General features: G+C 67.7%; 14 protein-coding genes. 6 read left to right on the plus strand and 8 right to left on the minus strand.

All coding sequences use genetic code 11. From position 1 onward, the window contains the following. Positions 1 to 21: 21 nt before the first annotated feature. On the minus strand, positions 22 to 993 hold the full coding sequence (locus tag QE373_RS03185) for an MBL fold metallo-hydrolase (protein ID WP_309683563.1): 972 nt from the start codon (positions 991 to 993) through the stop codon (positions 22 to 24). 263 nt (positions 994 to 1256) lie between these two features. Further along, positions 1257 to 2105 carry a helix-turn-helix domain-containing protein gene (locus tag QE373_RS03190; RefSeq protein WP_057508432.1) on the minus strand — a complete coding sequence of 283 codons (849 nt, stop codon included), beginning with the start codon at positions 2103 to 2105 and terminating at the stop codon, positions 1257 to 1259. Between the two features lie 152 nt (positions 2106 to 2257). Between QE373_RS03190 and QE373_RS03195 the strand changes: the two genes are divergently transcribed. Beyond that, positions 2258 to 3622, plus strand: coding sequence for a glutamate--cysteine ligase (locus QE373_RS03195; RefSeq protein WP_309683566.1), 1365 nt, complete (start codon positions 2258 to 2260; stop codon positions 3620 to 3622). 107 nt (positions 3623 to 3729) lie between these two features. Here QE373_RS03195 and QE373_RS03200 read toward each other — a convergent pair whose 3' ends face one another. After that, positions 3730 to 4782 carry an NAD(P)-dependent alcohol dehydrogenase gene (locus QE373_RS03200; RefSeq protein WP_057508430.1) on the minus strand — a complete coding sequence of 351 codons (1053 nt, stop codon included), beginning with the start codon at positions 4780 to 4782 and terminating at the stop codon, positions 3730 to 3732. A gap of 104 nt (positions 4783 to 4886) precedes the next feature. Between QE373_RS03200 and QE373_RS03205 the strand changes: the two genes are divergently transcribed. The 5 genes from QE373_RS03205 to fghA all read left to right on the plus strand — a co-directional run bounded on the left by QE373_RS03205 (position 4887) and on the right by fghA (position 8508). Beyond that, on the plus strand, positions 4887 to 5774 hold the full coding sequence (locus QE373_RS03205; RefSeq protein ID WP_309683568.1) for a LysR family transcriptional regulator: 888 nt from the start codon (positions 4887 to 4889) through the stop codon (positions 5772 to 5774). 84 nt (positions 5775 to 5858) lie between these two features. Continuing rightward, positions 5859 to 6113, plus strand: coding sequence for a hypothetical protein (locus QE373_RS03210; protein ID WP_309683570.1), 255 nt, complete (start codon positions 5859 to 5861; stop codon positions 6111 to 6113). 79 nt (positions 6114 to 6192) lie between these two features. Continuing rightward, positions 6193 to 6468, plus strand: coding sequence for a metal/formaldehyde-sensitive transcriptional repressor (locus QE373_RS03215; protein ID WP_042613675.1), 276 nt, complete (start codon positions 6193 to 6195; stop codon positions 6466 to 6468). A gap of 91 nt (positions 6469 to 6559) precedes the next feature. Beyond that, a complete protein-coding gene (locus QE373_RS03220) occupies positions 6560 to 7669 on the plus strand; it encodes an S-(hydroxymethyl)glutathione dehydrogenase/class III alcohol dehydrogenase (protein ID WP_057508427.1) in 1110 nt (369 codons plus the stop codon). A gap of 14 nt (positions 7670 to 7683) precedes the next feature. Beyond that, positions 7684 to 8508 (plus strand): S-formylglutathione hydrolase, encoded by an 825-nt coding sequence (fghA, locus tag QE373_RS03225; RefSeq protein WP_309683574.1) that lies wholly within the window; start codon positions 7684 to 7686, stop codon positions 8506 to 8508. 54 nt (positions 8509 to 8562) lie between these two features. Here fghA and QE373_RS03230 read toward each other — a convergent pair whose 3' ends face one another. From QE373_RS03230 to QE373_RS03250, 5 genes are all read right to left on the minus strand, one after another. Then, positions 8563 to 9423, minus strand: a complete 861-nt coding sequence (locus tag QE373_RS03230; RefSeq protein WP_309683576.1) for a PA4780 family RIO1-like protein kinase — start codon at positions 9421 to 9423, stop codon at positions 8563 to 8565. A gap of 126 nt (positions 9424 to 9549) precedes the next feature. Further along, positions 9550 to 9885: a hypothetical protein gene (locus QE373_RS03235; RefSeq protein WP_309683578.1), complete on the minus strand. Its 336-nt coding sequence runs from the start codon at positions 9883 to 9885 to the stop codon at positions 9550 to 9552. 73 nt (positions 9886 to 9958) lie between these two features. Further along, positions 9959 to 10900 carry a DegV family protein gene (locus tag QE373_RS03240; RefSeq protein ID WP_057508423.1) on the minus strand — a complete coding sequence of 314 codons (942 nt, stop codon included), beginning with the start codon at positions 10898 to 10900 and terminating at the stop codon, positions 9959 to 9961. Between the two features lie 93 nt (positions 10901 to 10993). Then, positions 10994 to 11623 carry a 2-hydroxychromene-2-carboxylate isomerase gene (locus QE373_RS03245; RefSeq protein WP_309683581.1) on the minus strand — a complete coding sequence of 210 codons (630 nt, stop codon included), beginning with the start codon at positions 11621 to 11623 and terminating at the stop codon, positions 10994 to 10996. A gap of 32 nt (positions 11624 to 11655) precedes the next feature. After that, a complete protein-coding gene (locus QE373_RS03250) occupies positions 11656 to 12894 on the minus strand; it encodes an amidohydrolase family protein (RefSeq protein WP_309689529.1) in 1239 nt (412 codons plus the stop codon). Positions 12895 to 12896 lie beyond the last annotated feature (2 nt).

Raw genomic sequence — 12896 nt, forward strand, 5'->3', positions numbered from 1 at the left:
GTCCCTCCCGATCCGGCCCGGTCAAAGCGGCGAATACTCCGCCGGCACCCACGCATACGCCTCACCTTCGCTGCGCACGTGGCCCAGCCCCGGGAACGGCAGGTGCGCGCCTGCAACCCACCATCTTCCCTGGGTGGCCTGCGCCAGCATCGCCGTGCGGCTGTGGATCGCTGCGCGCCGGTCGCTGTCGGCTTCGAACGAGGCATCGGGGTGGGCGAACTGCACGGCGTGGTAATGCAGCACGTCGCCCCACACCAGCAGTGACTGGCCTCGGCTGTCGAAACGGAACGAGACGTGCCCGGGGGTGTGGCCGTGGGTATCCAGTGCGACCGCATGGCCGGGCAGTGCGTCGCCCGGGGCGAAGGTGCGCAGCCGGTTGCCGGCCTGGTAGGGCGCGGCAGCGCTGCGCGCCAGCGCGAAGGCGAAGCGCACGCCCTGCGGCGCGGTGCTTTCGCTGGCAGGGTCCAGCCAGTAGTCCGCGTCGGCCCTGGACAACCAGACGGTGGCGTTGGGATAGGCGATCGCACCGTGCGCATCGACGATGCCGCACAGATGGTCGGGGTGGGCATGGGTCAGCAACACGTCATCCACGTCGGCCGGGTCCACGCCGGCCGCGCGCAGGTTGGCCAGCACCTGTCCCAACCCGGGGCCGAAGCACTGTGCGGTGCCGGCGTCGACCAGGGTCAGGTGGTCACCTTCGCGGATCAGGAAGGTGTTCACTGCCGTCTGCAGGCCCTTCGGACTTTCGGGCACGTAGCGGTCCTGCAGGGCGCGGGTGACGATGGCCGGGTCGACCCCGACCAGCTCCCTGCGGGCCAGTGCCACGACGCCATCGAACAGCGCGGTGACCTGGAGGGCGCCGATGCGCTGGTGGTAGACGCCGGGGACCTGTTCGGCGCGGGGCGGCGCAAGGGTGCTGGCCAGGGCGGCCAGGGGCGAGGCCCACAGGGTGAGCAGCAGGGTGCCGGCCAGCGCGGAGCGTTGCAGGGACATGGGGGTTCGGCCTGGTTGCGCGGGACATTCCGCTGGAAGCCATCGTCGCGTGGCGCGGCCGCGCGATGTGCTCAAGCTGGTGCGCATGGCGCTCGATGACGCCCGATCCATCTCCGGTAGTGACGGCCGCTGGCCGTCTGCTTTAGCTGTCGGTGGGTGACGACCGTGGGTCCTCACGCTGCTGCCCACCACTGCGCTCGCCGAGCACGGCTATGCAGGGCATCCTGCCCAGCACCCTGCGGCGCTACGGTGCATGCCGTGTTTCAGGCCCGCCCGATATCCGACGGGTGCAGGCCGTAACGCTCGACGAAGCGCTTGCTGAAGCTTGGCAGCGAGCGATAGCCCACCCGCGCGGCGACCGCTTTCAGCGGCAGCGCGGTGGTGTACAACAGGCCCATCGCGTGGGCCAGCCGCGCTTCGGTCAGCAGCTGGCGCAGGCTGGTGCCTTCGCTGGACAGCCGGCGTCGCAGGGTGGCCCCGCTGATGGCAAGTGCGGCTTCCACATCGTGGGATTGCCAGTCGCGCGCCGGCTCCGCGGCCAGGCGGTCGCGCACCTGTTCGGACAGCGTTGGTTGCGGCGCCAGCAGCAGGCTGCCATGACCCTGCCGGGCCAGGGTGATGGCGAAGCTGGCCAGGGCCAGCCGTGCCTCGCTGTAATGGCCATCCTGCAGCGCCTGCCGCCAGCGCCGCAGCAGCGCACCGTGCGCGTCCAACGGCAGGCGTGCCAGCGCCTCGCCCGCGGCGGGGAGGGGCTCGTTCCACAACGTGCGTGCGGCGGCCAGCGCCTCGCTGCAGAACGGCACCACGGCGCTGGTATAGCGTCCGCAACGTGCGTCGGGCAGGTTGACCACATCGATGCGGCAGCGACGGCTGATCAGGAAGATGTCGCCGGGCGCGAAATGCAGCGACTGGGTCGCCGTGCGTACGCGCTTTTCGCCTTCCAGCAGGATCGCGAACTGCGGCTGGGGAATTTCCACCGAGCGTGCGCCGTGTTCGCGCAGGGCGGTGACGCAGGCATAACCTTCGGCACGCGCACAGTGGGCGAGGCTGGCCATGTCGGCCAGTACGCTGGCGGTGTCGGATTCGGCCATGGCGGGCGGGACGGACGTCATCCCTCCAGTGTACGAGGGTCAAGCCCCTGCGGGTGGGATGCTGAAGTCCGTCACGGAGGCGTGACGCGGGCAGGCCTCACGCTATAGTGCGCCCTTGTGATGACGGGGCCACAACCCCATTCCATCCGCCACCCTTTCAGCGAGCCTGTCCCTTGTCGAGCCCCAGCCACGTCGCGCAGACGCCCATCACTGACCGTTCGCAGCTGGTGGAGGTGATCGCCTCGGGAGAAAAGCCGCGCGCCGCCTGGCGCATCGGTACCGAGCATGAAAAATTCGGCTTCCGGCTGGACGACCTGCGTGCCCCCACCTTCGACGGCGAGCGCGGTATCGAAGCGCTGCTGCAGGGCCTGCAGCGGTTTGGCTGGGAAGCGGTGCAGGAAAAGGGCCGGACCATCGCCCTGCTGCGCGATGGCGCTTCGGTGACCCTGGAGCCGGCCGGCCAGCTGGAGTTGTCCGGCGCGGCAGTGGAGACCATCCACCACACCTGCGTGGAAACCGGCACCCATCTCAATGAAGTGGCGCAGGTCGCTGGTGAGTTGCAGCTGGGCTTCCTCGGCATGGGTTTCCAGCCGAAGTGGAGGCGCGATGAGATGCCGTGGATGCCGAAGGGCCGCTACCAGATCATGAAGAACTACATGCCCAAGGTCGGTTCGCTCGGCCTGGACATGATGACCCGCACCTGCACGGTGCAGGTCAACCTGGATTACGCGTCCGAAGCAGACATGGTGAAGAAGTTCCGCGTGTCGCTGGCGCTGCAGCCGATCGCCACCGCGCTGTTCGCCGATTCGCCGTTCACCGAAGGCAAGCCGAACGGCTACCTCAGCTACCGTTCGCACATCTGGACCGACACCGATGCCGACCGCACCGGCATGCTCGATTTCGTGTTCGAGGACGGCTTCGGTTACGAGCGCTACGTGGATTACCTGCTCGATGTGCCGATGTACTTCTCTTACCGCGACGGCGTGTACCACGATGCCAGCGGCCAGAGCTTCCGCGATTTCATGGCGGGCAGGCTTCCGGTGCTGCCGGGCCAGTTGCCGACCCTGACCGACTGGGCCGACCACATGACCACCGCCTTCCCGGAAGTGCGGTTGAAGAAGTACCTGGAGATGCGCGGTGCCGACGGTGGCCCCTGGAGCCGCCTGTGCGCGTTGCCGGCGTTCTGGGTGGGCCTGCTGTATGACGATGAAGCCCTGGATGCGGCCTGGGACCTGGTGCGTGATTTCACCCTGGTCGAGCGCCACGCACTGCGCGATGGCGTGCCGAAGCATGCGATGAACCTGCCGTTCCGTAATGGCACAGTGCGGGATCTCTCGCGCGAGGCGGTCAGGATCGCCGTGGGCGGCCTGAAGCGCCGCGCTGCGTTGAACAGCGACGGCATGGACGAAAGCCATTACCTGGACGTGCTGCAGGAAATCGTCGAGTCCGGCCTGACCCCGGCCGAGCGCAAGCTTGCGCTGTTCCATGGGCGCTGGAATGGCGACGTGGACCACGTGTTCCGCGAATTCGCGTACTGATCATTGACCGGGCCGGGCGAGCGTCGGGCCACGTTGAAAAGAGAATAAAAGCAGGGGTCAGAGTCCTCGAAAGGACGCTGACCCCGTTCGCTTATCCCGTGTACTGATCAGCCCTTGATCGAGGCCATGTCGATCACGAAGCGGTAGCGCACATCGTTCTTGGCCATGCGCTCCCAGGCTTCATTGACGTCCTGGATGTTGATTACTTCCACGTCGCTGACGATGCCGTGCTCGGCGCAGAAATCCATCATCTCCTGGGTTTCCGCCATGCCGCCGATCGCCGATCCGGTCAGGTGCTTGCGGCCGAAGATCACGCTCACGCCGGTCAGCGGCGGGTCGAGTTCGGTCAGCACGCCCACCAGGCACATCGTGGCATCGCGCTTGAGAAGGCCCATGTACGGGTTGGTGTCATGCCCGACCGGGATGGTGTTGAGCAGGAAGTCGAAGCTGCCCGCGTGGGCTTTCATCTGCTCCGGATCACGCGAGACCAGCACTTCATCGGCGCCCAGGCGCGTGGCATCGGCGCCCTTTTCCGGGGTGGTGGTGATCATCACCACGTGCGCGCCCAGTGCCTTGGCGAACTTCACGCCCATGTGGCCCAGGCCGCCCAGACCGATCACGCCGACCTTCTGGCCGGGTCCGACCTTGAAGTGCTTGAGCGGCGAATAGGTGGTGATGCCGGCGCACAGCAGCGGCGCGGCGGCCTTCAGGTCCAGGGTCTCGGACACCTTCACCACGAAGCGCTGCTCGACCACGATGTGGTCGGAATAGCCGCCCTGGGTGGGCTCGCCGGTGTGGCGGTCGGTGCCGTTGTAGGTGAAGGTCGAGCCTTCGGCGCAGTACTGTTCCAGATCGGCGTTGCAGGCTTCGCAGTGGCGGCAGGAATCGACCATGCAGCCGACGCCGGCGAAGTCGCCGACCTTCAGCTTGGTGACCTCGGCGCCGACTTCGACCACCTTGCCGATGATCTCGTGGCCGGGAACCATCGGGTACTTGGCGCCGCCCCAGTCATCGCGGGCCTGGTGCAGGTCGGAGTGGCAGATGCCGCTGTACAGGATCTCGATGCGGACGTCGCCGGCGGCGACGGCGCGGCGCTCGAAGGTGAACGGAACCAGCGGCGCGGTAGTGGAGTGCGCGGCATAGGCTTTGGCGAGGGACATGGGGGATCCTTGGCAGGGTTTATGGAAAGGCGCTTTACAATACGCCCACGGCGGCGTGCCTTGTAGGCCGTTGATCGGGATGATTCATCAAGGCGGACTGGACAATGGCGACGGATAACCTCACCCATCTCGCGGCGTTTGCCGCCGTGGCGCGCCATCGCAGCTTCCGCCGTGCCGGTGCCGAACTGGCGTTGTCCACGTCCGCGGTGAGCTATGCCATCCGCGCGCTGGAAGAGCGGCTGGGCGTTGGCCTGTTCCACCGCACCACGCGCAGCGTATCGCTGACCGAGGCTGGCCAGCGGCTGATGGAGCGGTTGCAGCCGGCACTGGGACAGGTGAGTGACGCGCTGGAGGAAATGAACCAGTTCCGCGCCACGCCGGCGGGGTTGCTGCGCATCAACGCGGCCCGTGCCGCCGTGCCGACCCAGCTCAGCCCGCGGCTGGCCGATTTCCTGCGCGCGCATCCGGACGTGCGCATCGAGGTGACCGAAAACGACGGCCTGGTGGATATCGTCGCCGAAGGATTCGATGCCGGGGTGCGCCTGCACGAGTTCGTGCCTGAAGACATGGTGGCGGTGCCGCTGGGTCCACCGCTGCGCGGCATGATCGTGGCATCACCGGCCTACCTGGCCCAGCATGAGACCCCGCAACACCCGCGCGACCTGCTGCGGCACCAGTGCGTGCGCTTCCGCTTCGCCAGTGGCCATCTGTACAAGTGGCAGTTCGAGCGGGGCGAGGAATCGCTGGAGATCGACGTGCAGGGCCGGATCACCTTGAGCGAGCAGACCACCATCGTGCGCGCGGTGCTGGACGGGCTCGGCATCGCCTACGTGCTGGAAGATGCCGCGCGCCCGTGGCTGGATTCCGGGCAGCTGGTCAGCATGCTGGAGGACTGGAGTCCGCCGTTCCCGGGGTTCGTGCTGTATTACCCGCGACAGCGGCAGATGACATCGGCGCTGAGGGCCTTCGTGGACCTGCTGCGCGGGACGTGAATGGCACCAACGTGCCGCCCGCATCCAGGTCCGACCCTGCGCCGGCCAGCTGGATGGCGCGCGCGGGGCACTGCCGCACAAGGGATGACGGGTACCAACCGCAAGCGCGCCCTCGCCGCAAATCCGGATGCCTGGCCGGGCAGATTCCCTGCAAGCCCTACCGGCCGCGCGACGCAGGATCAGGCTGCTGCGCGCGCTCCCGCTATGAAGCAGGTGCCGAATGCCTGCGTTGCCGCGGCGGCAATCTTCTGCCCTGCAGGGGAACCGGACAACCCGATCACGCAGTACTTCGTGCACCTGGAGGCGCTGGTGCGGGAGCTGGCGGCGGGCGAGGGCTGACCCTGCCTGGACAAGGGGTGGACCGCCGCAGCGGCCATCAATATACTGTCCCCCAGTATAGTTCCATGGCCGCTGCCCGATGCCGCACTCCGCTGAAGAAAAGAAGAAGGTCCTGGCCCGCGTGCGGCGCATCCGCGGCCAGTGCGATGCGCTGGACCGCGCGCTGGAATCCGGTGCCGACTGCGGCCCGGTGCTGCAGCAGATCGCGGCCATCCGCGGTGCGGTGAACGGACTGATGTCCGAAGTCATGGAAGCGCACCTGCGCGAGGAATTCGGCCAGCCCGCCGCCTCCGACGCGCAACGTGCCGAGCGCGTGCGAGACATGGGCGCGCTGATCCGCTCCTACCTGAAATGAACCGTGCCCGCCGCGTGCGGGCGCTCGTCAACACGCGCGCAACACGCGCCTGCCTACCCTTGTCCTTGCCCGTCCCCTGGAGAATCCCATCATGAAGTCCCGCGCCGCCGTAGCCTTTGGTCCTGGCCAGCCGCTGAAGATCGTCGAGATCGACGTTGCCCCGCCGAAGAAGGGCGAGGTGCTGGTCAGGATCACCCACACCGGTGTCTGCCACACCGATGCGTTCACCCTGTCCGGCGATGACCCGGAAGGCCTGTTCCCGGCCGTACTGGGCCACGAAGGTGCCGGGATCGTGGTGGAAGTGGGCGAGGGCGTGACCAGCGTGCAGCCGGGCGACCATGTGATCCCGCTGTACACCGCCGAGTGCGGTGAATGCCTGTTCTGCAAGAGTGGCAAGACCAACCTGTGCGTGGCCGTGCGCGCCACCCAGGGCAAGGGCGTGATGCCCGATGGCACCACCCGCTTCAGCTACAACGGCGAGCCGATCTACCACTACATGGGCTGCTCCACCTTCAGCGAATACACCGTGGTGGCCGAAGTCTCGCTGGCCAGGATCAACCCTGAAGCCAATCCGGAGCATGTCTGCCTGCTCGGCTGCGGCGTCACCACCGGTATCGGTGCGGTGCACAACACCGCCAAGGTGCAGGAAGGCGACAGCGTGGCGGTGTTCGGGCTGGGCGGCATCGGCCTGGCGGTGATCCAGGGCGCGCGCCAGGCAAAGGCCGGGCGCATCATCGCCATCGACACCAACCCGTCCAAGTTCGAGCTGGCGCGTGAGTTCGGTGCCACGGACTGCGTCAACCCGAGCGAGCATGAAGCGCCGATCCAGCAGGTGGTCGTGGACATGACCGGCTGGGGCGTGGACCACAGCTTCGAGTGCATCGGCAACGTCAACGTGATGCGCGCCGCACTGGAATGCGCGCACCGTGGCTGGGGCCAGTCGGTGGTGATCGGCGTGGCCGGCGCCGGCAAGGAGATCTCCACCCGTCCGTTCCAGCTGGTCACCGGCCGTACCTGGAAGGGCAGCGCATTCGGCGGGGTAAAGGGACGCAGCCAGCTGCCGGGCATGGTCGAAGATGCGATGAAGGGCGATATCGAACTGGCGCCGTTCGTCACCCACACCATGGAACTGGACAAGATCAACGAAGCCTTCGACCTGATGCATGAAGGCAAGTCGATCCGTTCGGTCGTGCATTTCTGATCAAGGGACACGCCATGGAACGCATTGAACACCGCGCCTGTTTCGGCGGCTGGCAGGACGTCTACCAGCACCGTTCGGAGGTGCTGGACTGCGAGATGAAATTCGCGGTCTACCTGCCACCGCAGGCCGCCACGCAGAAGCTGCCGGTGCTGTACTGGCTGAGCGGACTGACCTGCAATGAACAGAACTTCATCACCAAGGCCGGTGCCCAGCGCTACGCTGCCGAGCACGGGCTCATCCTGGTCGCGCCGGACACCAGTCCGCGCGGCGATGACGTGGCCGATGCGGAAGGCTACGACCTGGGCAAGGGTGCGGGGTTCTACCTCAACGCCACCCAGGAACCGTGGGCGCGTCATTACCGCATGCACGATTACATCGTAGACGAGCTGCCGGCGTTGATCCAAGCGCATTTCCCGGCCACCGATGCGCGCGGCATCAGTGGGCATTCGATGGGCGGTCACGGCGCGTTGGTGCTGGCGCTGCGCAACCCCGGCCGCTATCGCAGCGTATCGGCGTTCTCACCGATCGTGGCGCCCAGCCAGGTGCCATGGGGCGAGAAGGCGTTCAGTGCCTACCTGGGCACCGAGCGCAGCGCGTGGTCGCAGTGGGATGCCACCGAACTGGTGGCCACGGCAACCGAGCGCCTGCCGCTGCTGGTCGACCAGGGCGACGCCGATGAGTTCCTCGGCGGACAACTGCAGCCGCAGCGCCTGCAGGCCGCCTGCGAAGCCGCCGGCCACCCGCTGCAGTTGCGCCTGCAACCCGGGCATGACCACAGCTACTACTTCATCGCCAGTTTCATCGGCGATCACATCGCCCACCACGCCAAGGCGTTGTGATCGGGTAGCGCCGGGCATCGCGCCCGGCGCCATCGGACCGCGCGACCTCGCTGATCAGTCGTCGTCCTGTTCGGCGGCTTCGCGACCCTGCTGGCGGATCAGCGCTTCTTCGCGCGCATCGTTGATGGCGTGGCGGACGCTGTCCAGGTCGATGGTGGTCTCATCGTGGACGAAGGTGCCGGTCAGCGGCGAATCCGGCAGCAGCTCGCCGGCCTCGAACAGGGCCCACATCTCTTCGCCGTACCAGCTGTCCAGCAGCTCCGGGGCGAAGCGGCCCAGGTAGGCGGTGAGGTTGTTGACGTCGCGCAGCAGCATCGTGCGCGCGGCATTGTTGCCACCGGCGCTGACCACCTGCGGGAAATCGATGACCACCGGGCCATCGGGCCCGACCAGCACGTTGTATGGCGACAGATCGCCGTGGATCAGCCCGCAGCACAGCATGCGCACGACCTGGCGGACGAGGATCTGGTGGAACTCACGCGCCTGGTCCGGCTCCAGCTCCACTTCGCCCAACCGCGCGGCGGAGAACCCGTCCGCATCTGTGACCAGTTCCATCACCAACACACCGTGGTAGTAGCCATGCGGCTCCGGTACACGGACCCCGGCGTCGCGCAGCTGGTAGAGCGCGTCGACTTCGGTATTCTTCCAGGCGGTTTCCTGCTGCTTGCGGCCGTACTTGCTGGCCTTGCCCACGGCGCGGGCTTCGCGGCTGCCACGGACCTTGCGGCCTTCCTGGTACTGCACGCGCTGCTGGAAGCTGCGCTGTGCCATGTCCTTGTAAACCTTCGCGCAACGTACATCGTCGCCGCTGCGCACCACGTACACAGCGGCTTCCTTGCCACTCTTGAGTGGGCGCAGCACTTCATCGATCACGCCGTCGTCGATCAGCGCCTGCAGGCCTTGGGGGGTCTTCACATAACCTCGGTGGGACGGCCAGCGCCAGAGGCGGGCCTGAAAGGAGGGTGATTTTCGCACCTTCCTGACCCGGCGGCCACCTGCCCCTGTCTGCAGACGCCGCCGGGAATGGCGCGGCGCTACGACTCAGCGGACGTCGTGCAGGGTCCAGTGGGGGCCGGCGAGCAGGCGCAGGCGTTCCTTCAGGATCTCGCCCTTGATGGTGGTGCGGGCTTCAAGCTTGATCTGCAGGTCGTCCTGGGTGCCGGTCACGCTGGCGGCGGGGTCGGTGACACCCCACTGTTCGGGCACCGCGTCCGGGTCGGACTGCTTGGCCTTCCACTTGTCGAACAGGGCGGTGCTGGACAGCGCGTCCTGCAGCTGCGCGGCGAAGCCGTCTGCGCCATGGGCGGTGAAGGCAAGTTCGGGGTCGCTGCCGCGCGCCTTGGCGGGGTCCGGCAGGCTGATGTAGTACGTGGTCATCGGGATCTCCGTTCAATGCTGCAAGCGTTGCAGGCCGCCGGTGCACGGTGCGTGCAGGGCCGCCGCAGGCTACTCATTCGAACCGGTGCGGTCCATCGGCGAACCCGACCGTCAATGCCCCTTTGCCCACGTTGACCATGCCGGTCAGGCTCATCACCGTTTCCAGCACCACCACGCCGTGGTCGCTGCAGACCTGGCGCAGCGCATCGTAGCCGGGCAGGGCGCGCAGTTCGTCCAGTTCGCCGCCGTAGCTCAGGCAGACCGCCGGAGTCATCAGCCCTGCACGTACGCGCTGGCCGACCACCTCGAACAGCTTGGCCACGGCATTGTCGAAGCCCTTGATCTTGGCCACCGGGCCGGTTTCACCCCGGTAGCCGTGCAGCACCGGCTTGATGTCCAGTGCACTGCCCAGCGCGGCGCTGATCAGGCCGACGCTGCGATCCCCTTTGTGGCGGGCGCGGGCGCGCATGTAGTACAGGTCGCGGGTGATCATGTAGCCGTGCACGTTGCCGGCCAGTTCTTCCAGCCGCTCGCGGATCTGCTGCACGCTGGCGCCGCTGTCGCGCAGCCGCACCGCTTCCACGGCGGTCACGGCCTGGGCGGCGAACAGGTTCTGGGTGTCGATCACCCGCAGCGCGAACGGCGAATTGAAGCCGGCCGCCTGGCGCACCGGTTTGTAGTCGTTGAGGATGGCGAAGCTGGCCTGCAGCGCATTGTCGTGGATCGGGCTGCGGGTCTTGGTGATGGTCATGCAGAACACGTGGTCGTAGTCGATCACCAGGCGCTGCAGGAACAGGTCGCGGATCTGCTGGACGCTGAAGGGGATGGTCTCCGCCTCGGCGCCGTTCTCGGCCACGTGGGCATGCAGGAAGCTCAGCGTGGCCTGCTCGTCGCGATGGTCGGCGAGGATGGCTTCGCCGATCCGCACCGTGATCGGCAACAGGACGATGTTGTGCTGGGTGATGAAGTCCTGCGGCAGGTCGCAGGCCGAGTCAACGACGATTCCGATGCGCATTCGCAGGCCCCCTCCAGGCGCGTTTTCCGCTTCATAAGCGTGAAACGTATCGCACTTTCGGGAATTTCGCGCGTGCCATCGGCGTCCCGCTGCTCAGCGGCTGCGGTGCACCGCGACCGGCAGGGCCAGCAGCGCTTGCCACGCCGGCTGCTCCAGCAGCAACGGATCGTCGAGCACGGCGGCCATCAACGGATGCGCATCATTGCCCCAGAACAGCTCTCCGTCGATGGACAGGGTTGGTACCCCGAAGACACCCGCCGCGATGGCCGCCTCGGTATTGCGGCGCAGGGCTTCCTTGACGTCGAGCGCGCTGACCGCAGTGGCCGGATCGTCCACGCCGAGCTGGGCGGCCAGCGCCTCCAGCGTGCCCACGTCATCGGCGGCGCGGCCCTGCAGCCAGATCCAGTCGAAGATGGCATCCACCGCCGCCGCACCGGACCCGGCGGCGATGCACAGCCGCAGGGCAGGCAGCGGATTGAATGGATGCGCCGGGGGGAAGCGCAGGCCGACGCCCTCCTGCGCAGCGGTCCAGGCCAGCTGGCGGTAGATGAAACGCCGCTTGGCCGGGATCTCCGCAGGGCCCAGGTTGCCAAGGTGGTGCAGCACGGCCCCGAGCGCGATCGGGACCGGCTGGATGCGCGCGAACTGCGGCAGGGCCTTCAGCTTCTGCCAGTGCAGATAGGCGTAGGGGGAGACGAAATCGAAATACCAGCGCAGCGCCATCGCGTCGTCTCCTTGGGGCAGGGGCAGGTCAGTCAGGGCTGTGCGGTGCGCGGCAGGTAACGGTCGCGCAGTTCGGTCTGGCGCGAACGCATCGGCATCGCGCGCCCGCCCAGCCACACCTGCTCGGCATAGTGCGCTACGTCCAGCGGATCGCCTTCCCACAGCACCAGGTCGGCCAGCTTGCCCGGTTCGATGCTGCCGATGCGGTCGCCCACGCCCAGCGCCTGGGCGGGGACCCGGGTCAGGCCGGCCAGCCCATCGGCCCACGGCAGCCCGTGCGCTACGGCGTTGCCGGCCAGCTGGCGGACCTTGCGCGCGTTGTGCGAGGCATCGCCGGCCTGGGTGAAGCTCACCTCCACCCCGGCACTGCGCAGCCGGGCGGCATTTTCCAGGGTCGCGCCGATCTGGTCGAAGGTGGTCGGCAGATTGCCCAGCGCATCGACGAAGACCGGAACGCGGGCCTGGGCCAGTTCGGGTGCCAGCTGCCAGGCCTCGGCGCCGCCGGCGATGGCGATCTTCACCTTCTCGCGTGCCGACCAGCGCAACAGCTGGCGGATGTCCGAGGCACGGTCCACTTCGATGATGATGCGGCCCTTGCCGGCCAGGTAGTCGGCCAGCGTGCGCCGGCCGGCGGGGGTGAGCAGGGCATGCGGGGAATCACTGCCGACGCGGCCACGGGCCTCGTCGATGACCTGCTGCAGCAGCATCCACTGCGCCGCGCGTGACTTGCCGGTCAGCTCCGCTGCCGCCGATCCCAGGCGCAGGTACAGGGCGCGCGGCCCGATCGGATCGGCACTGCCATCCAGCCGCACCACGCCGCCCTGCCCGGCGATGAAGCCGCCGCCGGTGTGCGCGCCCAGCGCGGTGAAGCCGATGCCTTCCACGCGAGCGACCGGAACCAGGATCGAGGCCGGGTTGTAGGCCAGGGTGACGTCGAACTCCGGCCGCAACGGCTGCTCGCCGAGGGTCAGCGTGCTGTCCACCGTGCTCTCTTCGCCGGACACTTCCTCGATGCCGATTTCGGTGATGCCACCGAACAGCGCGGGCGTCAGCGGACGGCCATCGGCCTCCACCACCGCCACGCCGGCCGGTGCGGCAAGGCCGCTGCCGACCGCCTGGATGACCCCGCCGCGCACCAGTACATCGGCGTTGGACAGGCTGCCGCGCGCGCTGGCGGTGTGCACCGTCGCGTTGCGGATCAGCAGGTCCTGCGCGGTGGCGGGCAGGGCGGCCAGGCCCAGCAGCAGGGCGAGGGCGTGCGCGGTCTTCATGC

The organism is Stenotrophomonas sp. SORGH_AS_0321, from assembly GCF_031453215.1.
Taxonomy (GTDB): domain Bacteria; phylum Pseudomonadota; class Gammaproteobacteria; order Xanthomonadales; family Xanthomonadaceae; genus Stenotrophomonas; species Stenotrophomonas chelatiphaga.

Bases quoted from the DNA above. Each gene is read 5' to 3' on its own strand.
- QE373_RS03210 (WP_309683570.1), top strand. From the start codon at position 5,859: ATGACGGGTACCAACCGCAAGCGCGCCCTCGCCGCAAATCCGGATGCC.
- QE373_RS03245 (WP_309683581.1), bottom strand. From the start codon at position 11,623: ATGGCGCTGCGCTGGTATTTCGATTTCGTCTCCCCCTACGCCTATCTG.
- fghA (WP_309683574.1), top strand. From the start codon at position 7,684: ATGGAACGCATTGAACACCGCGCCTGTTTCGGCGGCTGGCAGGACGTC.
- QE373_RS03250 (WP_309689529.1), bottom strand. From the start codon at position 12,894: ATGAAGACCGCGCACGCCCTCGCCCTGCTGCTGGGCCTGGCCGCCCTG.
- QE373_RS03220 (WP_057508427.1), top strand. From the start codon at position 6,560: ATGAAGTCCCGCGCCGCCGTAGCCTTTGGTCCTGGCCAGCCGCTGAAG.
- QE373_RS03185 (WP_309683563.1), bottom strand. From the start codon at position 993: ATGTCCCTGCAACGCTCCGCGCTGGCCGGCACCCTGCTGCTCACCCTG.
- QE373_RS03235 (WP_309683578.1), bottom strand. From the start codon at position 9,885: ATGACCACGTACTACATCAGCCTGCCGGACCCCGCCAAGGCGCGCGGC.
- QE373_RS03215 (WP_042613675.1), top strand. From the start codon at position 6,193: ATGCCGCACTCCGCTGAAGAAAAGAAGAAGGTCCTGGCCCGCGTGCGG.
- QE373_RS03240 (WP_057508423.1), bottom strand. From the start codon at position 10,900: ATGCGCATCGGAATCGTCGTTGACTCGGCCTGCGACCTGCCGCAGGAC.
- QE373_RS03190 (WP_057508432.1), bottom strand. From the start codon at position 2,105: ATGACGTCCGTCCCGCCCGCCATGGCCGAATCCGACACCGCCAGCGTA.
- QE373_RS03205 (WP_309683568.1), top strand. From the start codon at position 4,887: ATGGCGACGGATAACCTCACCCATCTCGCGGCGTTTGCCGCCGTGGCG.
- QE373_RS03200 (WP_057508430.1), bottom strand. From the start codon at position 4,782: ATGTCCCTCGCCAAAGCCTATGCCGCGCACTCCACTACCGCGCCGCTG.